The organism is Muriicola soli, assembly GCF_004139715.1.
In the GTDB taxonomy this organism is placed as follows: domain Bacteria; phylum Bacteroidota; class Bacteroidia; order Flavobacteriales; family Flavobacteriaceae; genus Muriicola; species Muriicola soli.
On sequence record NZ_CP035544.1, the window covers coordinates 1,735,776 to 1,759,929 of the forward strand.

At 43.2% G+C, this 24,154-nt stretch carries 21 protein-coding genes; 15 read left to right on the forward strand and 6 right to left on the reverse strand.

Going from position 1 to position 24,154, the window contains the following annotated elements; translation table 11 throughout:
- Nucleotides 1–11: 11 nt before the first annotated feature.
- Both EQY75_RS07875 and EQY75_RS07880 read right to left on the reverse strand, forming a co-directional pair.
- Complete coding sequence (locus EQY75_RS07875) at nucleotides 12–971, reverse strand: lytic transglycosylase domain-containing protein (protein WP_129604626.1); 960 nt, start codon at nucleotides 969–971, stop codon at nucleotides 12–14.
- A 46-nt stretch (nucleotides 972–1,017) separates the two neighbouring features.
- A complete protein-coding gene (locus tag EQY75_RS07880; RefSeq protein ID WP_129604629.1) occupies nucleotides 1,018–1,680 on the reverse strand; it encodes an alpha/beta fold hydrolase in 663 nt (220 codons plus the stop codon).
- 176 nt (nucleotides 1,681–1,856) lie between these two features.
- Between EQY75_RS07880 and EQY75_RS07885 the strand changes: the two genes are divergently transcribed.
- A complete protein-coding gene (locus EQY75_RS07885; protein ID WP_129604630.1) occupies nucleotides 1,857–2,150 on the forward strand; it encodes a GNAT family N-acetyltransferase in 294 nt (97 codons plus the stop codon).
- A 32-nt stretch (nucleotides 2,151–2,182) separates the two neighbouring features.
- Here EQY75_RS07885 and mtaB read toward each other — a convergent pair whose 3' ends face one another.
- The 3 genes from mtaB to EQY75_RS07900 form a co-directional block, all read right to left on the reverse strand.
- On the reverse strand, nucleotides 2,183–3,511 hold the full coding sequence (gene mtaB, locus EQY75_RS07890) for a tRNA (N(6)-L-threonylcarbamoyladenosine(37)-C(2))-methylthiotransferase MtaB (protein ID WP_129604632.1): 1,329 nt from the start codon (nucleotides 3,509–3,511) through the stop codon (nucleotides 2,183–2,185).
- An 82-nt stretch (nucleotides 3,512–3,593) separates the two neighbouring features.
- Entirely contained in the window at nucleotides 3,594–4,769 is a 1,176-nt protein-coding gene (locus EQY75_RS07895; RefSeq protein WP_129604633.1) for a GlmU family protein, read from the reverse strand.
- A 110-nt stretch (nucleotides 4,770–4,879) separates the two neighbouring features.
- On the reverse strand, nucleotides 4,880–5,131 hold the full coding sequence (locus EQY75_RS07900) for a type B 50S ribosomal protein L31 (RefSeq protein ID WP_129604636.1): 252 nt from the start codon (nucleotides 5,129–5,131) through the stop codon (nucleotides 4,880–4,882).
- Between the two features lie 163 nt (nucleotides 5,132–5,294).
- On the opposite strand from EQY75_RS07900, the gene EQY75_RS07905 reads away from it, so the two are divergent.
- From EQY75_RS07905 to EQY75_RS07945, 9 genes are all read left to right on the forward strand, one after another.
- A complete protein-coding gene (locus EQY75_RS07905; protein ID WP_129604638.1) occupies nucleotides 5,295–5,801 on the forward strand; it encodes a DUF4199 domain-containing protein in 507 nt (168 codons plus the stop codon).
- Between the two features lie 13 nt (nucleotides 5,802–5,814).
- Nucleotides 5,815–6,327 carry a DUF4199 domain-containing protein gene (locus EQY75_RS07910; RefSeq protein ID WP_129604640.1) on the forward strand — a complete coding sequence of 171 codons (513 nt, stop codon included), beginning with the start codon at nucleotides 5,815–5,817 and terminating at the stop codon, nucleotides 6,325–6,327.
- Between the two features lie 46 nt (nucleotides 6,328–6,373).
- A complete protein-coding gene (locus EQY75_RS07915) occupies nucleotides 6,374–7,348 on the forward strand; it encodes a glycosyltransferase family 2 protein (RefSeq protein WP_129604643.1) in 975 nt (324 codons plus the stop codon).
- 27 nt (nucleotides 7,349–7,375) lie between these two features.
- The gene (locus EQY75_RS07920) at nucleotides 7,376–9,085 is read left to right on the forward strand and encodes a phospho-sugar mutase (protein WP_129604645.1); all 1,710 of its coding nucleotides are present in this window, start codon (nucleotides 7,376–7,378) and stop codon (nucleotides 9,083–9,085) included.
- The gene (locus EQY75_RS07925; RefSeq protein ID WP_129604648.1) at nucleotides 9,085–10,908 is read left to right on the forward strand and encodes an ABC transporter ATP-binding protein; all 1,824 of its coding nucleotides are present in this window, start codon (nucleotides 9,085–9,087) and stop codon (nucleotides 10,906–10,908) included. The genes EQY75_RS07920 and EQY75_RS07925 overlap by 1 nt, the downstream gene beginning before the upstream one ends.
- 116 nt (nucleotides 10,909–11,024) lie before the next feature.
- A complete protein-coding gene (locus tag EQY75_RS07930) occupies nucleotides 11,025–11,567 on the forward strand; it encodes an RNA polymerase sigma factor (protein ID WP_129604650.1) in 543 nt (180 codons plus the stop codon).
- A 31-nt stretch (nucleotides 11,568–11,598) separates the two neighbouring features.
- Nucleotides 11,599–12,123: a hypothetical protein gene (locus EQY75_RS07935; protein ID WP_129604652.1), complete on the forward strand. Its 525-nt coding sequence runs from the start codon at nucleotides 11,599–11,601 to the stop codon at nucleotides 12,121–12,123.
- Nucleotides 12,107–12,547, forward strand: coding sequence for a hypothetical protein (locus EQY75_RS07940; RefSeq protein ID WP_129604655.1), 441 nt, complete (start codon nucleotides 12,107–12,109; stop codon nucleotides 12,545–12,547). Before EQY75_RS07935 ends, EQY75_RS07940 begins: the two co-directional genes overlap by 17 nt.
- A 104-nt stretch (nucleotides 12,548–12,651) precedes the next feature.
- A complete protein-coding gene (locus EQY75_RS07945) occupies nucleotides 12,652–13,005 on the forward strand; it encodes a DUF6515 family protein (RefSeq protein WP_129604657.1) in 354 nt (117 codons plus the stop codon).
- A 72-nt stretch (nucleotides 13,006–13,077) separates the two neighbouring features.
- Here EQY75_RS07945 and EQY75_RS07950 read toward each other — a convergent pair whose 3' ends face one another.
- Nucleotides 13,078–14,124: a WD40/YVTN/BNR-like repeat-containing protein gene (locus tag EQY75_RS07950; protein ID WP_342773971.1), complete on the reverse strand. Its 1,047-nt coding sequence runs from the start codon at nucleotides 14,122–14,124 to the stop codon at nucleotides 13,078–13,080.
- A 52-nt stretch (nucleotides 14,125–14,176) separates the two neighbouring features.
- Between EQY75_RS07950 and EQY75_RS07955 the strand changes: the two genes are divergently transcribed.
- The 5 genes from EQY75_RS07955 (at nucleotide 14,177) to EQY75_RS07975 (ending at nucleotide 24,152) form a co-directional block, all read left to right on the forward strand.
- The gene (locus tag EQY75_RS07955) at nucleotides 14,177–15,388 is read left to right on the forward strand and encodes an RsmB/NOP family class I SAM-dependent RNA methyltransferase (protein WP_129604660.1); all 1,212 of its coding nucleotides are present in this window, start codon (nucleotides 14,177–14,179) and stop codon (nucleotides 15,386–15,388) included.
- Nucleotides 15,389–15,518: 130 nt separating this feature from the next.
- Nucleotides 15,519–19,172 (forward strand): phosphoribosylformylglycinamidine synthase, encoded by a 3,654-nt coding sequence (gene purL / locus EQY75_RS07960; RefSeq protein WP_129604662.1) that lies wholly within the window; start codon nucleotides 15,519–15,521, stop codon nucleotides 19,170–19,172.
- A gap of 165 nt (nucleotides 19,173–19,337) precedes the next feature.
- Nucleotides 19,338–21,116, forward strand: coding sequence for an AMP-dependent synthetase/ligase (locus EQY75_RS07965; RefSeq protein WP_129604664.1), 1,779 nt, complete (start codon nucleotides 19,338–19,340; stop codon nucleotides 21,114–21,116).
- Nucleotides 21,117–21,280: 164 nt separating this feature from the next.
- Entirely contained in the window at nucleotides 21,281–21,733 is a 453-nt protein-coding gene (locus EQY75_RS07970; protein ID WP_129604667.1) for a MarR family winged helix-turn-helix transcriptional regulator, read from the forward strand.
- Nucleotides 21,734–21,791: 58 nt separating this feature from the next.
- Nucleotides 21,792–24,152, forward strand: a complete 2,361-nt coding sequence (locus EQY75_RS07975; protein WP_129604669.1) for a 3-hydroxyacyl-CoA dehydrogenase/enoyl-CoA hydratase family protein — start codon at nucleotides 21,792–21,794, stop codon at nucleotides 24,150–24,152.
- Nucleotides 24,153–24,154 lie beyond the last annotated feature (2 nt).

A 24,154-nucleotide genomic window follows, 5' to 3' on the forward strand; every position in this document is an offset into this window, starting at 1 on the left:
CAAATGCTGATTTACTTCGCTGAAGTGTAATACCCTTTATGAGGTATTTCAATTACATATTTCTTCCCTGAAGCATTGTTTAGATGAGGCTCCCTTAGCCAGGGATTATGCCTTTTCAGGATTTTATAGTTGATCTCATATTCTTTGGCGAAGGTGGCGAAGTCCTCCACGGGCTTGTCAACTTCTACAGTAAAGGTAGGAACAGTAGCGTATAGATCTTCTTCAGATATTTCAAATCCGTATTTTTCCGGATGAGATAAAATTTCTTTAATCGCCATAATTCTGAAAACATAACGCCCGGTCTCCTGCCCTAATAGAAGGTCGTAGTAATCAGTGGCCTGTTGTATCCCCATGTACTTATTGATAGCTCCTGCCCCCGCATTATAGGATGCAGCTGCTAAGGTCCAGCTTCCGAATTTTTCCTTATTCTTTTTCAGGTATTCACAGGCAAGTTGCGTGGCCAAAGCTAAGTTGTACCGCTCATCGACATTGGAATTTACTTCTAGCCCATATTCTTTCCCGGTGGCCTTCATTATCTGCCAAAAACCTGCAGCACCGGCCGGCGAGACTACATTCTGCAAACCGCTCTCTGCAACGGCCAGATATTTAAAATCATCCGGGATACCGTTTTTTGCGAGAATAGGCTCAATAATAGGGAAGTACTTGTTTGCCCTTTTCATTAGGAGAACAGCGTTGGACTGCCAGTAGGTATTGACAAGGAATTCCCTGTCTACCCTCTCCATAATTTCAGGATCTTTCTGAGGAACTTTTTCCCCGGCAAAATTGAGATCATCAGGAATTTCAATCGATGTTATCCGGTATTCATCTGCGACGCTTTTGTCTGTCTGATCAACTGTCACATCCTGCCTATCGGGTTCGGACATTAAATGACCCTGTTGCACGGCAAATATCAGGGTGCTCCCGATAAAGATCACGCCGAATACCATTAGAATATTTTTTAAGATTTTCATCGCTTTGTTTTTTGAAAGGTACTCAAAGGTATAAATAAGAACTCCCTTAATCCAAAATAATTGTCGGTAAACGTTCATTGAACCATTTATATCTGTGAATGATCATGGTATGGGTACCGTTTTTAACTGGAATACAACCTTTTATATACTGAAACGGAAAAACAATATCCTTATCACCGTGAATATGAACTATGTCCGGATGGTGTTCTGTCTGTTTCCATTTCACAATCTGATCTATTGACCAATCGAGGTAGTACTTGTCTTTCACAGCGAGGTATTCTTTGTACAATTCGAGTCGTTGCGTCACCGTTTCACCGAAGGCAAACTTGGCCAGGACGTCCAGGTTGTTTACCATCCCGGTAGGAAGGATTTTATGGAGTCGGGTATAATTTGCGAAGATGAGTCTTTTAGGCATTTCCGAACGTTGTTTCACGCTGGAAATAATAATTAATTTTCTGACGGGAATATGCTTTGCCATTTCCTGAATGAGCATCCCTCCAAAAGATACCCCGATAAGGACGGGGTTTTCATGAACGATTAACGTATTCATTTTCCGGGCGTATGCCTCCAGGGTCATCCCTTTATCCGGAACAAACCAATCCAAGCGATGGATCTCAAATTGATCCTGTGGTAGTCTGATATTCTTGAAGATAGCACTGTTAGCGGCCATACCAGGCATTAAATAAACATGTATCTTCTTTTGTCTCATCTCGCCTGAACCGTCGTTTTATTTAGGAAATTAGCATTTTTTTCACTACTTTTGTAAATCATTCAACATAATATCAAGCTTATTTCTTTTTTTATTTAAAAAGTCACAATTGGGAAATTTAAGATTACGATTCAATCGTAATTTTTTTGTCTGAAACCAAAATTAAAACTAACTATATGAATCAATTAGTAATTAATGACAATAGTTTCTTGCGTCAGTTCGAAACTAAGGTTGATGGTCATTTGGCTAAGATCGAGTATTCTTCTCAGGAACGAAAAGTGTTTCTTACCAAACTGGTCATCCCTGAGGAAATTACCGCCGAAGGATTTAAGGAAGAATTCATTAAATCAGTTCTTCACCATATACAAGATCAAAATCTTAGGGTTGTCCCTACAAGTCCGCAAATAGCAGGCTTCTTAAGAAAGAATAGGCAATACAAAGAAATGTTGCCGGTTGGCATCAGGATCTAAAAAGCTATAGACCTCCCGAATGGGAGGTTTTTTTATGCCTCTATTTTTTCTGAAACAAAATTAAATCGAACCATACCCCCTTCATCTATCTCCTCGAGTTTAACTTCCTGAAGCGTATTACAGAGCGAAGGATCCCAGGGTGCTCTTACTTTTACGTAGTTCTCAGTAAACCCGTGGATATAGCCTTCTTTATTTTCTCCTTCGAACAACACCGTTTTGGTGTTTCCTATCTGACTCTCATAAAAAGCCCTTCGCTTTTTTACAGATAAGCCCCTGAGCATCTTACTCCGTTTTTGTTTGATTTTTTGTGGCACCGGATCTGGCATTTTAGCGGCTTCGGTATTTGCCCTTTCGGAATAGGTAAAAACATGTAAGTAGGAGATGTCCAGATCGTTGAGGAAGTGATAGGTTTCCAAAAATTGTTCTTCGGTTTCGCCGGGGAATCCTACAATAACATCTACCCCGATACAGGCATCGGGCATTAAGCCTTTTATTTTCGATACGCGATCTACATATAATTCACGCATATACCTCCGACGCATTCTTTTTAAGACCTCATTGCTTCCACTTTGCAAAGGGATGTGAAAATGAGGGACAAAGGTTCTGGAATCAGCTACGAAACGGATGGTCTCATCTTTTAAAAGATTGGGTTCAATGGAAGATATTCGCAATCGATCTACCCCTTCAACCTTGTCCAGCGCCTGAACCAATTCGTAAAAGGTATGTTCGTGTTTCTTATTTCCGAATTCTCCCTTTCCGTAGTCTCCTATATTGACCCCGGTAAGCACAATTTCCCGCACACCCTGCCCAGCGATCTGCCTGGCATTATCAAGGACGTTTTCCAGCTTGTCGCTACGCGATATCCCCCGTGCCAAGGGAATGGTACAATAAGTGCATTTGTAATCGCAACCGTCCTGTACTTTGAGGAAAGCCCGGGTTCTGTCTCCCAGAGAATAGCTGCCCACATAAAAATCTGCTTCCTGAATCTCACAGGAATGAACCTCCCCGAATTCATTCTTACTCAGGTCGTTCAGATAATCCGTAATCTTGAATTTCTCCGTTGCTCCCAGGACTAAGTCTACTCCGTCAACGGACGCTAATTCTTCAGGCTTAAGCTGGGCGTAGCATCCAATGGCAATTAAAAAGGCTTCCGGATTGATCTTCTGAGCTTTTCTGACAATGGTCTTAAAGCGTTTATCCGCATTCTCGGTCACTGAACAGGTATTAATTACATAGATATCGGCCCTCTCTTCAAATTCTACATGTTCGTACCCAGAATTTGAGAAACTCCTTGCAATGGTAGAGGTCTCAGAGTAATTGAGTTTACATCCCAGGGTATAAAAAGCTACTTTGTTTTTCATGGATTCGTTCCTGATCAACGGGCTGCAAAGATACTGCTTTGTCTTCGGTCTTAAAAATGAAGGGTGTACTGCGAGAAAATGCCTAATACTTCCGCCACTTTTTGGTGATTTCAAAAACGTGTTCGAGAATGGCCGCTTCTTTTTCATCAAAGACCTTACCCCTTCTGGCCATCATAACCTCAGCGGCTTCAAAGGCCTTCCGGGTGTGATATGTTGAAAAACCGCTGGCTCCTCCCCAACTAAAGCTGGGGATAAAATTTCTGGGGAAACCCGGTACGTAAATGTTACAATTCACACCTATCACCGTTCCTGTGTTAAACATGGTGTTGATTGCTGTTTTACTGTGATCCCCCATCATAAGACCACAAAACTGCAGTCCGGTTTGGTCAAATCGTTCCGAAGCGTAGTTCCAAAGTCGGACTTTGGCGTAATTGTTTTTCAGGTTCGAATTATTGGAATCGGCCCCAATATTACACCATTCTCCCAGGACGGAATTTCCCAGATATCCATCGTGGCCCTTACTGGAATAACCAAAGATCACCGAATTGTTGATTTCTCCACACACCTTGCCATGGGGCCCCACCGTTGTTGGACCGTAGATCTTGGCTCCCATTTTTACAACGCCGCGTTCGCATAGCGCAAATCCCCCACGGATCATATTTCCTTCCATGACTTCAGAATCCTTCCCCAGGTAAATGGGTCCTTCGGTTGCATTGAGAATACTGTGTTCTACTTTAGCACCTTTTTCAAGGAAAATATTTTCCGGGCAGATCACCCTGTTCGATGCAGGAATTGGAGCACTCTTTCTACCCTGAGTAACCCGCTCGTAATCTTGATGCAAGGCAATACCATTCTTCGAGAATATATCCCAGGTGTTTTGTATCCTGATGAGATCCTGAGTGGACTCCTGCCGGTTGAGACTCCCTATTTCTTCTTTTGTTTTAGGTTTTGCCGAACGATAGGCCACCAATTCGGTGGCATAATAAAGAGCGGTTTCAGGCTTGAGGGCCTGAATTTCGGTCACTACTTGAGAGGTGGGTAAAAAAGAGGGATCGATAAATAAGTTGTCTTCTCCGAGTTCAAGTGGATATTTGGTCTCCAGATAGGGTTCCGTTTTGTAGGAAACAGCGACATTAAGGTGATCTTCCCACTTTTCGCGTAAGGTGAGAATCCCCATCCTGATTTCCCCAACGGGCCTGGTAAAGGTAAAGGGAAGTAAAGAAATCCTTACCTCACTGTCGAACAATACGTAATTCATGTATTCCTAATTTTACCCAAAAGTAAAAAAATAACGCCCCCGATATAAATCGGAGGCGTTGGATTATATTGTTCTCCGCAAATCCAGACGATTCGGGAGGATAAAAAGTCTTACTTCTTAAATTTCTGATATTTGTTTTTGAACTTGTCAATCCTACCTGCAGTATCCACCAACTTGGCTTTCCCAGTGTAGAAAGGATGTGAGGTTCTTGAGATCTCCAACTTGATAAGCGGATATTCGACTCCTTCTACTTCGAGGGTCTCTTTTGTTTCAGCGGTCGATTTTGTGATAAACACGTCCTCGTTAGACATGTCCTTAAATGCTACTAATCTGTAATTTTCCGGATGTATACCTTTTCTCATCGTCTTAGGGGTATTCTTTTTTCAGGCTGCAAATGTAATTATTTTTTTTAGCATTCCATAACAAGATTTTCAAAATTCCATCTTAAATATTGTATCTTGAATTTGTAACATTTAGCTTTAAACAACCACTAACAAATTAATTAACGTAAAACTGAACAACAAAATGGAACAAAATCAACCTAAAATCGGGAAGTTCTCCCTTAATTACGGCTTGATCCTCGGAGGAATCAGCGTGGTTTTTGCCCTTATGCTCTTCTTCGTTGATGCGCATACGAGCCAGGATAGTACCAGTCAGATAATTGGAATAGCCATAGCTGTAGCTGTTACATTGTGGGGAATATTTAATTTTAAAAAGGCTAATGGAGGTTTGTTATCAATTGGACAAGCTATAAAATTGGGAATCTTAATCTCACTAATATCAGGCGTAATTTATGTTATCTATATGATGGTTCTCGCCAATGTCCTGGATCCGGAATTTGTTACCACAATTGCTGAAAATAACAGGGCCGCGGCACAGGAGGCTGGAGTGATGACAGCTGCTCAGATAGAGCAACAATACGAAGGAACCCTCAATTACTTCTGGTTTTCTTACCCGGTCATCCTTATTTTAAACGTAATCATTGGCCTGGTAATCGGATTAGTAGGTGGTCTAATATTTAAAAAATCGTAATAACGAATAAAAAATGGAACAAAATCAACCTAAAACAGGCAAATTCGCTTTAAACTTCGGAGTCTTTCTGGGGGTAGTATCAGTAGTCTTCTCTCTCATGCTCTTTTCTCTGGATATGCATTATCAAGGGGGTATTGCCGTAATGTTAGTGAGCATTTTAATCACGCTTGCATTTATTGTACTGGGAATGATTCAATTCAAAAAAGCCAATAATGGCTATATGAGTTTTGGGCAGGCCCTGAAGATTGGTGTGGGAATTGGCCTTATTGGCGCCGTCATTGGTGTTCTTTTTAATCAGGTCCTGATCAACTTTATCGACCCTGAAACGATGACTAAAGCCATGGAATACCAGCGTCAGCAATTGGAGGTAGCCGGACTTTCATCTCAGCAAATTGATGCGCAAATGGAAATGGCCGAAAAGTTTTCTTCTCCGTTTATCCAGATTGCTATTGGCCTTGTAGGCAGCATTATACTTAGTTTTCTGGTATCATTAATACCTGCCTTAATCCTCAAAAAAACGGAATAGGAAAATTAATATTTGTATTTTTGGAAGGAAGAAGCAACGATTCTCCATGAGCTTATCTATTGTCATTCCTTTACTTAACGAAGAAGAATCTTTAAAAGAACTCCATGATTGGATTGTATCGGTGATGCAGTCCAATCATTTTTTATACGAAATCCTCTTTATAGACGATGGCAGTACCGACAACTCCTGGGAGGTAATAACCCGGCTGGCTGCCGGCAATGAGAACATCAAAGGAATTCGGTTTCTCAAAAATTTTGGAAAATCGCAGGCCCTGCACGCCGGTTTCAGACAGGCATCAGGCGATATTGTGATTACCATGGATGCCGATCTTCAAGACAATCCAGAAGAAATCCCGGAGCTTGTCCGGATGATAGAGGAGGAAAACTATGACCTGGTGTCGGGCTGGAAGAAGAAACGCTACGACCACGCCCTTACAAAAAACATCCCGTCTAAGCTCTTTAATTGGGCTGCGCGAAGAACCTCTGGGGTGAAATTGCACGACTTTAATTGCGGGATAAAGGCTTTCAGGAAAGAAGTGATCAAAAACATAGAAGTCTCAGGAGAGATGCACAGGTATATTCCTGTTCTGGTGAAGAATGCGGGATTTTCAAAAATTGGAGAGAAAGTAGTACAACACCAGGCGAGGAAGTTTGGCAAAACTAAATTTGGAGCAGATCGGTTTATCAACGGTTTTCTGGATCTGATCACCATATGGTTCGTTTCCAAATTCGGCAAAAGACCGATGCACCTCTTCGGGGCACTCGGTGTACTCATGTTTATTATTGGTTCCGGATTTGCCCTTTATCTGGGGATCGACAAGGTTTTTATTAATCCAACAGGCCGATTGTTGAGTCAGCGCCCTCAATTCTATGTGGCACTCACCGCTATGATCATAGGTACGCAATTCTTCTTAGCCGGCTTTTTGGGAGAGATCATGGTTCGATCCAGAAAAAACGAACCACGCTATAAGATTTCCAGGGAAATCAACCTGGCTCAGAGGGAAAAAGAATATACGCCCTAATTATATATGAATACCAACGCTAGTTAAATGAATGACATACTAACGACCGCCAAAAGCTGGCTAACCGATTTTTTTGATCCTGCCGTAAAAAAGGAGATTCAACACCTTATTGAAAACGATCCGGAAGAACTCAAGGATCGATTCTATAAGAATATGGAATTTGGTACCGGTGGAATGCGTGGCATCATGGGAGTAGGAACAAACCGGATCAATAAATACACTCTCGGAAAAAGTACGCAGGGACTCAGCAACTACCTGCACAGGGTATACCCCGATGCTGAGCTTAAAGTAGTAATCGCCTACGATTGCCGCCACAACAGTGACACACTGGCCCGTACCGTTGCCGAAGTTTTCTCTGCCAACAATATTAAAGTTTACCTCTTTTCAGATCTGCGGACCACCCCGGAGTTATCCTTCGCCGTACGTTATCTGGACTGCCAGGCCGGCGTAGTGCTCACCGCTTCACATAATCCGCCTGAATACAATGGGTATAAAGTATACTGGACCGATGGTGGGCAGATTGTACCGCCTCAGGACGGGGAGATTATCGCCGAGATCAACAGGCTGTCTGTGGAAGATGTACGTTTTAAGGCAAAAGATGACTTTATAGAGCTTATTGATAAACAGGTTGATGAGGCTTTTATAAATGCTTCAGTGAAAAATGGAGATTTCAATGCTCCGGGAAAAGAAGATTTTTCTATAGTCTTTACTTCCCTTCACGGCACATCAATTACGGCCATCCCAGAAGTACTCAGCAGGGCCGGATACAGCAAAGTTACTATCATAGCGGAACAGGCAGAGCCCGACGGGAACTTCCCAACCGTGGTATCACCCAATCCCGAAGAGCCTGAGGCATTGACACTCGCCATGAAAAAGGCCGAAGAAATAGGCGCAGACATGGTAGTAGGAACTGATCCCGACAGTGACCGATTGGGGATTGCGGTGCGCAATCTGCAAGGTAAAATGGAATTATTGAATGGGAATCAGACTATGGTCCTCATGACTAAATTCCTGCTAGATCAGCAAAAGAAAAAAGGCATGAAAGGCAACGAATTCATTGCCTCCACCATAGTTTCAACACCAATGATGCAAAGTCTGGCTTCCGCATATGATGTAGAATGCAAGACCTCTCTAACCGGGTTTAAATGGATAGCCAAAATGATAGTTGACCACCCTGATCAACATTTTGTAGGGGGAGGAGAAGAGAGTTTCGGGTTTATGGTAGGCGATTTTGTACGCGATAAGGATGCTGTTACTTCTACCCTACTCGCCTGTGAAATAGGTGCTACAGCCAAAGCAAATGGGAAGTCGTTCTACCAGGAACTCATCCAATGTTATGCAGACTACGGGCTTTATAAAGAGCGACTTATTTCCCTGACAAAAAAAGGAATTTCAGGAGCCGAAGAGATTCGTGAAATGATGCAGGACTTCAAGGAGAATCCAGTTAAATCCCTGGATGGCTCCAAGGTTATAACGGTAGACGACTACAACACTTCTACCTCAACGGATATCAAAACCGGAAAAGTATCGGCCATAGACCTGCCAAAGTCAAATGTCCTGATCTACACTACGGAAGATGGTACCCGGATGGCTGCCAGACCCAGTGGAACTGAACCTAAAATAAAATTTTATTTCAGTGTAAATTCCACCTTGGAGCAGACCAATGCTTACAATGAAGGGAATAAGGCATTGGAAGATAAGTTGGATAGAATAGTAAGCGAATTGAAATTGGATTGATGAACTACTTCAAGAAAATCCTGCGTTTTGCAACGCCCTATAAGAAATTCGCTTATCTCAATATCTTTTTCAATATTCTTTACGCGCTTTTTAGTGCCCTGTCTTTCGTTGCCCTGATCCCTATGCTCAAGGTTCTTTTTAACCAGACAACTAAGATCTACACAGAACCCACCTATCAAGGCATCGGGAATTTGGAAGACTATTTAAAGGGGTATTTGAACTATTGGGTAACCACTTACTCAGGAGAAGATGAAATGAAAGCCCTTGTTTTCGTTATTGCCCTGGTGTTAATCTTGTTCCTCTTAAAAAACGTCTTTAATTACCTGGCCATGTACTTTATCACCTTCCTCAGAAACGGGGTGCTGAAAGATATCAGGAACAGGATGTATCAAAAAATCACAGACCTTCCTATTTCCTTCTATTCGGAAAAACGGAAAGGGGATGTAATCGCCAGAATTACCTCAGATGTGTTGGAAATCCAGCACTCCTTCCTTTCCATACTGGAATTACTGGTTCGGGAACCTCTAACGATACTATTCACCATAGCAGTGATGTTCTTTATCAGCGTAAAACTCACCCTCTTTGTATTTATTTTTATCCCCCTTGCGGGGATGATCATATCCAGGATCGGGAAATCCCTGAAAAAGAAATCGGATCGGGTTCAAAAAGAACAGGGAGAATTCCTGTCGATTGTTGAGGAGACTTTAGGGGGGCTAAGAGTGATTAAGGCATTTAATTCAGAATCTAGGTTTTACAAGGTGTTTTCAGCTTCCACCGAACGCTTCTTCCATTTTTCCAATAAGCTCCTCAACAGGCAAAATCTCGCTTCGCCCACAGGGGAATTCCTGGGTATTATGGTGATTGGTGTGCTTCTTTGGTTTGGCGGGAAGATGGTCCTGGTTGATAAAACACTTGATGCTTCTTCCTTTATCGCGTATATGGGTTTGGCTTACAATATCCTTACCCCTGCTAAAGCCATAAGTAAGGCCTCCTACGGCGTAAAGAAGGGAAATGCCGCAGCTGAAAGGGTTCTTGAGATCTTAGAAACTGAAAATCCGATTAAGGAAGTTAAAGATCCTATTCATGCCACTGAATTCAACTCCTCCCTCACCCTTGAAAATATTGCCTTTAAATACGAAGATGACTGGGTCCTGAAGGACTTCAATCTGGAACTTACGAAGGGTAAAACCGTAGCCCTGGTGGGGCAGTCGGGCAGTGGAAAAAGTACGGTTGCTAACCTGGTTACCCGATTCTACGATGTTGACCAGGGGCAGATTACCATAGACGGTACGGATATTAAGTTACTATCAAAACGTTCCTTGAGAGAACTGATGGGGCTGGTTACCCAAGAGTCCATTTTATTCAATGATACGGTCCGCAATAATATCTCCCTCGGAAAGGAAGGCGCTTCTGAGGAAGAGATCATTGAGGCCGCAAAAATTGCCAATGCGCATGATTTTATTTCCGAGCTCCCGATGGGCTATGATACCAATATTGGGGATAGTGGAAATAAATTAAGTGGAGGGCAGAAACAGAGACTCTCCATTGCCAGGGCGGTCTTAAAAAACCCACCGATCATGATTCTGGATGAAGCCACTTCTGCTCTTGACACAGAAAGTGAGCGCCTGGTACAGGAAGCCCTTGACAAACTCATGCAAAACAGAACTTCTCTCGTGATTGCTCACCGGCTGTCTACCATCCAAAAAGCAGATTCCATCGTGGTTATGGAGAAGGGCAAGATACTGGAAATTGGCACCCATGAAGTCCTGTTAAAGCAAAAAGGAGTTTACTTCAAACTTGTGGCGATGCAGTCCTTCGACTGAACTACTTCTGCAATTATTCTTCCATTGGTCTAAAAAAGGGGTAATTTTATAGAGGAATTGTCGGCCGATTAAACCTTTATGGTGAAAATCAGTCTTAGGAGCATAACAGACTAACTTTGATTGCTGAAGAAACCTTAGTTAAAGAACTAAAGCAAAAGAATACTCAGGCAAAGGCTTTTGAGGTGCTTATCAACACCTATAAGGAGCGTTTGTACTGGCATATCAGAAGGATTGTATTAGACCACGATGATGCGGATGATGTTTTGCAGAATACCTTTATAAAGGTTTACAGAAATATAGATAAATTCAAGGGGGATAGTAAACTATATTCCTGGATGTATCGGATAGGCACAAATGAAGCCCTGACCTTTCTGAAGACTAAATCCAAAAAACTGGGGGTGAGCAGTGACGAATTGATTGAAAGAAAGGCGAACACCCTGGAGGCTGATGTGTATTTTGAAGGAGACGCCATTCAATTGAAATTACAACAGGCCATAGCTAGCCTGCCTGAAAAACAAAAGTTGGTCTTCAATATGAAGTACTACGAGGAACTAAAGTACTCGGAGATCGCAGAAATATTGGAGGTCTCGGTTGGAGGTTTAAAGGCCTCCTACCATCTGGCAGCAAAGAAAATTGAAGCCTTTTTAAAACAGGAGTAAACTGTGGAGAAAGCTATATTATACCTAAACCATGAAAGACATATCAAAAGAAAACAGCTTTAAAACGCCACCCGGCTATTTTGAGGGGCTTTCAGATCAAATCCTGAAGAAAATTCAGGAAGAGGATACCGGAAAGCTTCCCAAAAAGGAAGGATTTGGCGTACCCGAGAACTATTTTGACCAGCTGGAAAAGGACATTCTTACCAAAACGGTTCAAAAAGAAACACCGGTCATTAAACTCAAGCAATACAAATCCTATTTTTATGCTGCAGCTGCCATTGCGGCCATCTTTATTTTGGTGATAGGATTAGAATGGAATACCACTCAAACCCTTAATTTTGATGACCTGGCAGAGGCAGATATCACCAGCTATATAGAATCAAGAGATCTGGAATTGAGTAATTCCGAGATTGCAGAAGTCATTCCGCTGGCCAATCTCGAAATGGACGATTTTATGGAAAGTTCAGTAGATAGTGAACAGATAATGGACTACCTGGAAGATTCCATAAATGATTTAGACGAATTAAATATCGACTTAAATGAAGAATATCAATAAACTCCTCGTACTTACCTTCCTCCTGATCGGGAGCATCACATTTGCCCAGACAGGAGCAGGTATGGATAAGATAAAATCGCTGAAGATCGCGTTTATTACTGAACGACTTAATCTTAGCAGCGAAGAAGCCGCCGTATTTTGGCCGGTTTATAATGAACACGAGGCTAATCTTGAAGCCTTGCGCCAGGAGGAAAGAAATGAGATCAGGGGCCGACTCCGAAATTTTCAGAATATGTCGGACGCCCAGATTCAGAATTTGATGGGGGAATTTCTTGCACTACAACAAGAGAGAAATGATAGAAATATTGCTTTTCTCAAGCGCATGACTGAGTTGATTTCTGCCAGGAAGACCTTTCTGCTGATCAAAGCCGAAGACGATTTCAAAAAAAGACTACTCCAGCAAATACAAAAAAGGCGGCAATAGCCAGAATTCGATGAAAAGCATTTAAAAAGGGGCAATTTGCCCCTTTTTGCTTTAAACCCTGTTTCATTTCTACAGTCTTAGATGTATAACCCTAAAAAACCGTTATGAAAAAGTTTAAGATTGTTTTAGTTATTATCGCATTTTTTGGAGCTCTGAGCGCTTCAAATGCTCAAAGAGTTGTGAAGGTTAAAGTATATCCAAAGCACGGCACTGTAGTTACTACAGTACACAAACCGAGACTGGTAATCCACAATGGAATCCGATATCATTTAGCAGCCGGTGTCTGGTATAAAGCCAGGGGAAAGAAATACGTAGTGGCTGCTGCCCCCAGGGGGATTGTGATCAAATCCCTTCCAAGAGGTCATCGAGTCGTATTTATCAAAGGAAGAAAGTATTTTGCCTACAAGGGTGTTCATTACCAGAGAATAGGCAGAACCTACAAAGTTGTTTATGTATAATTAGATTTGGGTTGACTTTTTAACAGGAGTCGTATGTTAGTCGGAAAAGGGTAGACACTGTCTGCCCTTTTTCTATTTAAAGCGAAGTTTTGAAATTCTGAATTTACCTGCTGCATAGGCCGTGGAATCATTGACAAATCGGAAGGTGTAAAAAGGTTCTTCAGAAAGACTGATCCATTTTTCTCCACGATTTGCTGAGTAAGAGATCCCCGAATACGACACCGAAACAATTTCATTGCCATCGCTATCCGGGACAAACTGTACGCAACTGGTATATCCGGGCAAACTATCCTCCGCCACAAGGCTCCAGGTTACACCTCCATCAACAGTAATTGCCTTATTCCCTTTCATCGCTGTTGGTTCCGTATAATCACCACCCATGGCAATTCCAATTTTATCTGTCTGAAAGTGCAATGAATAAATTCCTCTCGTCGGTTGATCAGACCTAATTGGTGTATTGAAAACCTCCCATGTTTCACCCTTATCAGGGGAATAATAAATCCGTCCTTCCGTGGTCCCGATCCAGGCTTTATCGTCCACAATTGCAATATTTGTATTACTGGCTGCAAAGGCTCCCTCCCCTGGAATCGCCCCTGGTAAATCGGCACAAAGTATCTTATTCCATGTTGTACCTCCATCCCTTGTGATAAGAATAGATAGGCAGCCTCCCATCTCGTCACCAATGGCGATGCCTTCCCGGTCGCTCCAAAAAATCATGGAGTCATAGAAGACGCCTTTATCGTCTTCTTTATACACTAATTCCATCAAGCCATCATTCCCCGTTTTAAACAACAAGGCAGGCCTGCCTGCAGATAACATAAAAAAGTCGGTTGCCGTATGTGCCACGGCCCTGAATTCCGGATATAAAGTATCATACCGCTGTTGTTTGGCCCTAATTTGATCAGTTGCCAGATCCAACGACCCAAATACGCCTCCGGTTCCTGCGAATGCCACGCTCCCGTCCATGACCTCCATTGCCCTTATACTTACAGAATCGGTAAACAAATCCTCAACTTCAACACTGCTGAAATTATGGACAGTTGGGCCTTCAGAACAACTTAAAAGGAGAAAGAAAATACAGAAGGGAAAAATTAGTCGCATCAGTTTTAATTTCCTCAAAAATAAAGGGTTTCCTGTCTAAAACGATACCTTTGCCATCTAAAATTTTTCGATGCGCTTACACAGAAATTTGGTATTTGCCGTGGTAGACGGATTGCAATTGATCTTTCAAGAAGGTGTCTACGCCTCAAAAGCAGTTGAGCAAATATTGAAAAGAGACAAACGCTGGGGATCCCGCGACAGGGGTTTTATCGCCGAAACGCTTTACGATATTGTTCGCTGGAAGCGATTATACTCGGAGATAGCAGAAGTTAAAGAACCCTATAGCCGGGCAAATTATTTCAGGTTGTTTACTGTTTGGGCCGTTTTGCGAGGCATTCCACTCCCGAATTGGAAACAGCTTGAAGATACCCCTACAAGGAGGATCAAAGGTCGCTTTGATGAGTTGTCCAAAATCAGAAAATTCAGGGAGTCCATCCCGGATTGGATCGATGAGCTAGGGGTTAAAGCTTTCGATGAAAAATTTTGGGACAAGGAGCTACACGCTTTAAATCAACTGGCACCAGTGGTCTTAAGGACCAATACCCTGAAAACATCTATGCCCTTTTTACGACAAAGACTGCTGGAGGAAGGGATTGCCTCAGATCCTGTTTCCGGATACCCTCACGCCCTTGTCTTAAAGGAGAGAAGTAATGTTTTTACGACCGAGGCCTTTAAGGAGGGTTGGTTTGAGGTCCAGGATGCCTCTTCCCAGTTGGTAGCGCCGATGCTGGATGTTGCCCCGGGTCATAGGGTGGTAGACGCCTGTGCCGGAGCCGGAGGGAAATCCCTTCACCTCGCTGCCCTCATGGAAAATAAGGGACAGTTGATCGCCCTTGACATCTATCCGAAAAAACTTCACGAACTCAAGCGTCGAGCCCGAAGAAATGGAGCACATAATTTGGAAACCCGACTCATAGATTCCTCTAAAGTGATTAAAAAACTTCATCAGAAGGCAGACAGGGTCCTTATCGACGCGCCATGTACAGGTTTGGGCGTTCTAAAAAGAAATCCCGATACCAAATGGAAACTACAACCGGAAGACCTGGAAAAACTGATAGTGACCCAAAGGCAATTGTTGACAGACTACAGTAAGATGGTTAAAGCCAGGGGTAAATTGGTATATGCCACTTGCTCGATCCTGCCACAGGAGAATGAAAAGCAGGTCAAGGATTTCCTGGAGAGCGAAGAAGGGCAGAGTTTCTCCTTGGTTAAAGAACAACATGTTTACGCCCACAAATCAGGATTTGACGGCTTTTACATCGCTGCACTACAAAAGGATTAATACAAAGCGGTTTTCAGGCTTTAGAAAGTAATCAACAATAACCCTTGAAAACTGTTGTAGAAGCTTCGTTATAAAGCGGTGGAATTAGTGTAAATTTGTGGCTTCTTAAAATCCTGTTTAAACCTGGCTCATGATCTATTTTTTCGGGGATCCTTCGGACAAAGTATATGCAGTTGAATCGCATAAAAAATTAAGCGATACCGACAAAGGAAAACTCAACTGGCTATTTGGCGATAAGCAATTGCTTCCTTCAGAATCCATAGACGCCTATTTTATTGGACCAAGGGCCGCAATGATCACACCCTGGAGTACCAATGCCACAGAGATCACCCAGAATATGGGAATCATCGGGATCAGCAGGATAGAGGAATTTCAGGCTGTGTCAGAGGGGTATAGCGACTATGATCCTATGCTTTCACAGAAGTACAGCAAATTGTCCCAGGACATCTTCACTATTGCGGTAGAGATCGAATCCATTTTACCCATTTCAGACATTTCAGCATATAATGAAAAGGAAGGCCTGGCTCTTAGCGCCGAAGAGGTTGAGTACCTGGAAAAGCTTTCCGAAAAATTGGGTAGGCCTTTGACAGATTCGGAAGTCTTTGGTTTCAGTCAGGTGAATTCAGAACATTGCAGACACAAGATCTTTAACGGTACTTTTATTATCGATGAAGAAGAGAAACCATCCTCCCTATTTAAGCTGATCAGAAAAACATCGGAGAAAAATCCCAATACCATCGTTTCAGCCTACAAGGACAATGTGGCCTTTGTAAAGGGCCCGGAAGCGGTTCAGTTTGCCCCGGCAACACCTGACAAACCTGATTTTTACAAGGAAACAAAATTCGAGTCGGTTCTTTCCTTAAAGGCCGAAACCCATAATTTCCCCACCACTGTAGAGCCCTTTAACGGTGCTGCCACAGGATCAGGAGGAGAAATCAGGGATCGTCTTGCAGGAGGCAAAGGTTCCCTTCCCCTGGCAGGTACTGCGGTTTACATGACTTCCTATTCACGATTAGAAAAAGACAGGTCATGGGAACAAGCGCTGGCAGCCCGGCCCTGGTTATATCAAACCCCCATGGATATTCTTATCAAAGCATCAAATGGAGCTTCAGACTTTGGGAACAAATTTGGTCAGCCCCTGATCGCGGGGTCTGTACTCACCTTTGAACACCAGGAACATCAGCGGGTCTTAGGGTATGATAAAGTAATTATGCTGGCGGGAGGTATCGGCTATGGCAAAGCAGAACAAGCACTTAAGGCCAAACCGAAAAAGGGTGATACCATTGTCATCCTGGGAGGAGATAATTACCGAATTGGCATGGGCGGAGCAGCAGTATCCAGCGCAGATACCGGGGAATTCAGTTCTGCCATAGAACTCAATGCCGTTCAAAGGTCAAATCCGGAAATGCAGAAAAGGGCAGCAAATGCGATCCGGGGTCTTGTAGAGAATGACATTAATCCTGTTGTGTCTATTCACGACCACGGGGCCGGGGGGCACCTTAATTGCCTTTCAGAGCTTGTGGAAGAAACCGGAGGGAAGATCGATATGGATAAGTTGCCTATAGGTGATCCCACGCTCTCTGCCAAAGAAATCATAGGCAACGAATCCCAGGAGAGAATGGGCCTGGTGATCGGAGAGAAAGATTGTGACTTTCTGGAACGGATTGCATCCAGGGAAAGATCACCAATGTATAAAGTTGGTAAGGCCACCGGTGACAACCGATTTACCTTTGAATCGGAAAAACGCAAAGAGAAACCCATGGATCTGGAATTGGCCGATATGTTCGGGAGTTCTCCCAAAACAGTAATGACCGATACTACGATCTCCAGAACGTATAGTGATCCTGATTACGCTATCGGACACTTCAAAAAGTACCTCAGCGATGTGCTTCAGCTCGAAGCGGTAGCCTGTAAAGACTGGCTGACCAATAAGGTGGATCGATGTGTAGGTGGAAAAGTTGCTAAGCAACAGTGTGCAGGTCCCTTACAGCTTCCCTTGAATAATGTGGGTGTAATGGCATTGGATTACAAAGGAATGGAAGGAATCGCAACCAGTATTGGTCATTCTCCTGTATCCGGCCTAATCGATCCTCAGGCAGGAAGTCTAAACAGTATAGCAGAGGCTCTGACTAACATTGTCTGGGCCCCACTTGAAAACGGACTCACTTCGGTTTCCTTGTCGGCGAACTGGATGTGGCCCTGCAGGAATCCGGGAGAAGATGCCCGTTTATATGAGGCAGTAAAAGCCGTTTCCGATTTTGCCATTGAACTAGGGATCAATGTCCCCACAGGAAAGGATTCACTTTCCATGAAACAGAAGTACAAAGACCAGGAAGTATTGTCTCCGGGCACCGTCATAATTTCTGCTGCAGCCCATTGCAGTAATGTGAGGAAGATAGTTGAACCGGTCTTTAAGAAAAGAGCCGGTAATCTATATTACATCAATTTTTCTCAGGACAACTTTGCCCTTGGAGGGTCTTCCTTCTCGCAAAGCCTGAACAAGGTTGGCCATAAGGCCCCTACGATAACGGATGCAGGATTTGTCAAAAAGACTTTTAATGCCCTGCAGGATCTCATTAAGGCAAAAGAAATAGTTGCCGGCCATGATGTTGCTTCAGGCGGACTTATAACCACTTTGTTGGAAATGTGTTTTGCGAACAACCAGTTAGGAGCAGATATCGATCTTTCTTCTCTGGGTGAATCGGACACAACTAAACTACTATTTGCAGAAAATGCCGCAGTAGTGATTCAGGCAAAGGGCAGCGGAGTTGAAGAGTATCTGGAACAACACCAAATTGAATTTTTCAAAATAGGATCTGTTACAGAAAAACCCGAGCTTGTAATTGTGAACGGAGAAGACCGCATTGAACTGGATATCTACGAACAGCGTGATCTATGGTTTAAGACATCCTACCTCCTTGATGACAAGCAAACCTCCCAAAATCTGGCCAAACAGCGTTTTGAGAATTATAAGTACCAACCCTTAATCTATCATTTCCCGGATCATTTTGATGGTAAATTACCCGATTTTAAAGGGAAAAGACCTAAAGCAGCTATCCTGAGGGAAAAGGGCAGTAACTCGGAAAGGGAAATGGCCAATGCCATGTATCTGGCTGGATTTGATGTTAAGGATGTGCATATGACCGATCTCATTAGCGGGCGCGAAACTTTGGAAGAGGTACAATTTATAGGAGCAGTAGGTGGATTTTCAAATTCTGATGTGCTGGGCAGCGCAAAGGGCTGGGCAGGAGCATTTAAATACAATGAAAAAGCACAGCAGGCTCTTGAAAATTTCTTTGCCCGGCCAGATACCCTGTCTGTAGGAATTTGCAATGGTTGCCAGTTGTTTATGGAACTGGAGCTCATAAATCCCGAGCACGATCTACACGGGAAAATGACGTATAACGATTCTCACAAACACGAAAGCAACTTTACTTCTGTTTGTATAGAAGAGAACAATTCTGTGATGTTATCTAGTTTGGAAGGTAGCACGCTGGGCGTTTGGATTTCCCACGGGGAAGGTAAGTTCTCCCTCCCCTATCCCGCAGATCGTTACGGAATTGTAGCAACTTACGGTTATGACAAATACCCTGCTAATCCAAATGGCAGCGATTACAATGTAGCCATGCTATGTGATCCTTCAGGAAGGCATCTTGTGACCATGCCGCACATTGAGCGCAGTATCTTTCCCTGGAACTGGGCGCATTATTCAGAAGGAAAGCACGAAGTTTCTCCCTGGCTTGAAGCTTTTGTGAACGCTAGAAAGTGGCTGGAAAAGAAATAAACAGATAGAGCCTTCTTTATTGTGTGAGAGTAAGTTTAAGGAGTCGTCACACAGATAATCTGCTTAAATTTAACAATCTGACAATTATTGGTCTTCAAATTTGTCAATCTCATTTTAAAATCCCGCTCCCTTTTCTTACTTTGCAAAGATCAATAACTTCAATGTATGCAAACCATTACCCGACTTTTCGATATCCCCTATTTTCAGCAGGCAAATTTTCCCATGGAAAAATCCTTCGTGGATAAGCGCAAAGGAGAATGGATAGCTATTTCTACGGACGAGTACATTTCAAAGGCCAACGCCCTGAGCAGGGCACTGATTGCACTGGGAGTTAAGGCCAATGATAAGATCGCTGTTATCTCCATGACGAATCGCTCCGAGTGGAATATCCTCGATATTGCAGTACTGCAGATCGGGGCACAAAATGTCCCTATTTACCCGACCATTTCAGAAGAAGATTACGCATATATCCTGAACCACTCTGAGGCTACTCATTGTTTTGTATCCTGTACAGAAGTACTTGAGAAGGTGAATAGTATTAAAAGTGAGGTCCCAGGTTTAAAGGAGGTATACTCTTTTGACGAAATAAAGGGATGTAAGCACTGGACCGAATTACTTGCACAAGGTGAAGATACCAGGCTGCAGGATGAGGTTGAAAGTCGTAAAGCCCAGGTTAAACCTGAAGACCTTGCCACACTTATTTACACTTCCGGCACAACGGGAAGGCCAAAAGGTGTGATGTTATCACATGATAATATCGTATCTAACGTTCTTGCCAGTAAACCACGTGTCCCTTTTAATCAGGGAGCCACTTCGTTAAGTTTCCTTCCTGTCTGTCATATTTTTGAAAGGATGATCTTGTATCTCTATCAGTTCTGTGGAATCACGGTTTATTTTGCTGAGGGACTGGATAAGATCAGTGACAATTTAAAGGAGGTAAAACCCAATGTAATGACGGTTGTACCGAGATTGTTGGAAAAAGTCTACGATAAGATCATCGCAAAAGGTGCGGATTTAACCGGAATAAAGAAAAAACTATTCTTCTGGGCTGTGAGCCTCGGGTTGAAATTCGAACCCTATGGAGCTAACGGCTGGTGGTATGAACAAAAATTATCGCTCGCAAGAAAACTCATTTTCAGCAAGTGGCAAGAAGGCCTGGGTGGAAATCTGGAAACCATGGTATCAGGAAGTGCTGCACTACAACCCAGATTGAGCAGGATCTTTGGAGCAGCAGGTATTCCGGTGATGGAAGGATATGGTCTAACGGAAACTTCACCGGTCATCTCCGTTAATGATGAAAAAAACAAAGGCTGGAAGATTGGTTCCGTAGGTCGGGTCATCGATGATGTGGAAGTTAAAATAGCATCGGATGGCGAAATACTATGTAAGGGACCCAATGTAATGATGGGGTATTACAAAGACCCGGAAAAGTCCGCGGAGGTGTTGATCGATGGTTATTTCCATACCGGTGATATTGGGGAGATCGACCAAGATGGATTTTTGAAGATTACAGATCGGAAAAAAGAGATGTTCAAAACCTCTGGGGGGAAATACGTCGCCCCACAGCTACTGGAAAACCGACTGAAACAAAGTAGGTTTATTGAACAGGTCATGGTAGTTGGTGAAGGAGAGAAAATGCCCGCTGCACTAATACAACCTAATTTCGAATTTCTGCAGGAATGGGTGAAAAGACACAACAAAGATCTCAAGAGTCACCAGGATATGGTCAGCGATTCAGAAGTACAGGAGAGAATTCAGAAAGAAATAGATAATGCCAATGAACAATTTGCCAAGTGGGAGAAAGTGAAGTCTTTTAGACTAACACCGGACGCCTGGTCGGTTGAAGGAGGCCACCTTACCCCTACCATGAAACTGAAGCGGAAGATTGTCAAGGCAAAATACCTCAATCTGTACAATGACATTTACGGCCATCCGGATTCGTAAACCTTGTACCAAGTAACGAACTGGCGTATAGCTGTGATGCGGCAAGGGCGGTAATTCTTGCTTCCTTTTATCATGTGTCCTCAACAATTTGTTTCCAATTATTTAACTTATTTATTATGCATGCATAATAAATTTTTTATATCTTTGAAAGGTTTAGATGACCTATGCAAGAGATAACGATTGATTACGCCCTGCGCGCCACATGGCAATCCGTAGCGAGAATGTACAATGAAGAGGCTAAAAAGTTTGGTTCCACCATGGCGGTAGGATTCACCCTTTTGAGTATTGATCCAAAGAAGGGTACCCCTTCTACCTCATTGGGGCCGAAGATGGGGATGGAAGCTACCAGTCTGTCACGGATACTGAAAAGCATGGAGGAAAAAGGACTAATAGAGCGCAGGCCAAACCCTGAAGATGGCAGGGGCGTACTGATTTACCTCACGGCATTTGGTTTAGAGAAACGCAAAGATTCCAAGGACGTGGTCTTAAAGTTCAACGAAGTAGTAAAAGAGCATTTGTCCCAGGAACAACTCAACAGTTTCTTTAAAGTGATGGATACTATTAATCACGTAGTGGCTGAGAAGAAAATATACAATAGTGAAACCAGAATGAAATAACTCAATCCTAATCAATGAACAAGCATATTAAAAAGTAGCAGTTATCGGATCCGGAATCATGGGTAGTGGCATTGCCTGTCATTTTGCCAATATCGGTGTTGAAGTCTTGTTACTGGATATTGTCCCTCGAGAACTAACTGACAAAGAAAAGGCTAAAGGGCTCACTCTAAAAGATCCCGCCGTAAGAAACCGACTAGTTAATGAGTCGTTGACCACTGCCTTAAAATCGAAACCCTCGCCTATCTATCACCAGGATTTCTCAAAGCGCATCAGCACTGGAAACCTGGAAGACGATATCGCCAAGGTAGCTGGTGTTGACTGGATCATTGAAGTAGTTGTTGAGCGTTTAGATATCAAAAAACAGGTTTTCGAAAATCTTGAAAAACACAGAACGCCAGGAACACTGATTACCTCAAACACTTCAGGAATACCCATACAGTTTATGAGTGAAGGAAGATCTGAGGATTTTCAACACCATTTTTGCGGGACACACTTTTTTAACCCGGCACGATACCTGAAACTGTTTGAAATCATTCCCGGGCCAAAAACCAAACCTGAGGTTCTTGAATTCCTTAATGCTTACGGTGAGAAATTCCTGGGAAAAACCTCGGTGGTTGCTAAAGATACTCCTGCCTTTATCGGAAATCGTATCGGGATTTTCAGCATTATGAGTCTGTTTCATGCCGTAAAGGAATTAGACCTTACTGTAGAAGAAGTAGACAAGCTTACGGGTCCTGTAATAGGCAGGCCTAAGTCGGCTACCTTTCGCACAGTCGACGTAGTCGGACTCGACACCCTGGTTCATGTAGCAAATGGAATTCATGAAAATTGTCCTAAGGACGAAAGACATAAGCTCTTTAAGCTCCCCGGTTTTATAGAGACGATGGCGGAGAACAAATGGTATGGAAGTAAATCCGGCCAGGGATTTTACAAAAAAGAGAGAAATGCCAAAGGAGGGAGTGAGATCTTAACTCTCGATCTCAATACGATGGAATATCGTTCCAGGAAGAGTGCGAAATTCGCCACTCTGGAACTTACCAAGACGGTAGATAAGGTTATCGATCGCTTTAAGATCCTGATCGGTGGAAAAGATAAAGCCGGAGATTTCTACAGAAAGAGTTTTGGGGTACTATTCGCCTATGTCACCCACAGGATTCCTGAAATTTCAGACGAACTCTATAAGATAGACGACGCCATGAAAGCCGGTTTTGGCTGGGAACACGGCCCCTTCCAAATATGGGATGCCGTTGGATTAGACAAAGGTTTGGAGCTCATTGCTGCGGAAGGCCAAAAACCCGCTGCCTGGATTGAAGAAATGAAGGCAGCCGGAGTGAAGTCGTTTTACGAAGTTAATGACGGAGCCACATACTTCTATGACATACAGAAAAAATCCATGGTGAAGGTCCCGGGTCAGGATGCCTTTATCATCCTCGATAATATCCGCAAGACCAAGGAAGTGTTTAAAAATAGCGGTGTAGTTATCGAAGACCTGGGAGACGGAATACTCAATATTGAGTTTCAGTCCAAAATGAATACAATTGGAGGCGACGTTCTGGCGGGCATCAATAAAGGGATCGATCTTGCCGAAAAAGACTTTCAGGGGCTGGTCGTAGGAAATCAGGCTGCGAATTTTTCCGTAGGCGCCAACATCGGCATGATTTTTATGATGGCCGTAGAACAAGAATACGATGAGCTCAATATGGCCGTGAAAATGTTTCAGGACACCATGATGCGTATGCGGTATTCATCCATACCTACCATATCTGCACCCCATGGTATGTGCCTGGGAGGCGGATGTGAGCTTTCCCTCCATGCCGATAAGGTAGTAGCTGCCGCAGAAACCTATATCGGGTTGGTAGAATTTGGTGTTGGTGTTATCCCCGGGGGTGGCGGATCCAAAGAAATGGCCTTGAGAGCTTCCGATACTTTTAGAAAAAATGATGTGGAACTCAACGTATTGCAGGAATATTTTTTAACCATCGGAATGGCCAAAGTTTCTACATCAGCTTATGAGGCCTATGACCTGGGTATCCTACAGCATGGAAAGGACATTGTTGTAGTCAATAAAGATCGTCAGATTGCCACGGCAAAGGCATATGCAAAACTGATGGCTGAATCGGGCTACACCCAACCGATTCGAAGAAATGATGTGAAAGTCCTTGGAAAACAGGCTCTGGGTATGTTCCTCGTAGGAACAGACTCCATGGAAGCCGGGCACTACATTTCTGAACACGATAAAAAAATTGCCAATAAACTCGCCTATGTGATGGCAGGAGGAGATCTTTCGGAAACCAGCTATGTGAGTGAGCAATACCTGCTCGACATTGAGCGCGAAGCATTTTTATCGCTTTGTACCGAAAGAAAGACCCTGGAAAGGATTCAACATATGCTTAAAACCGGTAAACCCCTAAGAAATTAAAC

Bases quoted from the DNA above. Each gene is read 5' to 3' on its own strand.
- EQY75_RS07910 (WP_129604640.1), top strand. From the start codon at position 5,815: ATGGAACAAAATCAACCTAAAACAGGCAAATTCGCTTTAAACTTCGGA.
- EQY75_RS07965 (WP_129604664.1), top strand. From the start codon at position 19,338: ATGCAAACCATTACCCGACTTTTCGATATCCCCTATTTTCAGCAGGCA.
- EQY75_RS07900 (WP_129604636.1), bottom strand. From the start codon at position 5,131: ATGAGAAAAGGTATACATCCGGAAAATTACAGATTAGTAGCATTTAAG.
- EQY75_RS07925 (WP_129604648.1), top strand. From the start codon at position 9,085: ATGAACTACTTCAAGAAAATCCTGCGTTTTGCAACGCCCTATAAGAAA.
- EQY75_RS07895 (WP_129604633.1), bottom strand. From the start codon at position 4,769: ATGAATTACGTATTGTTCGACAGTGAGGTAAGGATTTCTTTACTTCCC.
- EQY75_RS07970 (WP_129604667.1), top strand. From the start codon at position 21,281: ATGCAAGAGATAACGATTGATTACGCCCTGCGCGCCACATGGCAATCC.
- mtaB (WP_129604632.1), bottom strand. From the start codon at position 3,511: ATGAAAAACAAAGTAGCTTTTTATACCCTGGGATGTAAACTCAATTAC.
- EQY75_RS07915 (WP_129604643.1), top strand. From the start codon at position 6,374: ATGAGCTTATCTATTGTCATTCCTTTACTTAACGAAGAAGAATCTTTA.
- EQY75_RS07875 (WP_129604626.1), bottom strand. From the start codon at position 971: ATGAAAATCTTAAAAAATATTCTAATGGTATTCGGCGTGATCTTTATC.
- EQY75_RS07885 (WP_129604630.1), top strand. From the start codon at position 1,857: ATGAATCAATTAGTAATTAATGACAATAGTTTCTTGCGTCAGTTCGAA.
- EQY75_RS07940 (WP_129604655.1), top strand. From the start codon at position 12,107: ATGAAGAATATCAATAAACTCCTCGTACTTACCTTCCTCCTGATCGGG.
- EQY75_RS07880 (WP_129604629.1), bottom strand. From the start codon at position 1,680: ATGAGACAAAAGAAGATACATGTTTATTTAATGCCTGGTATGGCCGCT.
- purL (WP_129604662.1), top strand. From the start codon at position 15,519: ATGATCTATTTTTTCGGGGATCCTTCGGACAAAGTATATGCAGTTGAA.
- EQY75_RS07945 (WP_129604657.1), top strand. From the start codon at position 12,652: ATGAAAAAGTTTAAGATTGTTTTAGTTATTATCGCATTTTTTGGAGCT.
- EQY75_RS07935 (WP_129604652.1), top strand. From the start codon at position 11,599: ATGAAAGACATATCAAAAGAAAACAGCTTTAAAACGCCACCCGGCTAT.
- EQY75_RS07975 (WP_129604669.1), top strand. From the start codon at position 21,792: ATGGGTAGTGGCATTGCCTGTCATTTTGCCAATATCGGTGTTGAAGTC.
- EQY75_RS07955 (WP_129604660.1), top strand. From the start codon at position 14,177: ATGCGCTTACACAGAAATTTGGTATTTGCCGTGGTAGACGGATTGCAA.
- EQY75_RS07920 (WP_129604645.1), top strand. From the start codon at position 7,376: ATGAATGACATACTAACGACCGCCAAAAGCTGGCTAACCGATTTTTTT.
- EQY75_RS07905 (WP_129604638.1), top strand. From the start codon at position 5,295: ATGGAACAAAATCAACCTAAAATCGGGAAGTTCTCCCTTAATTACGGC.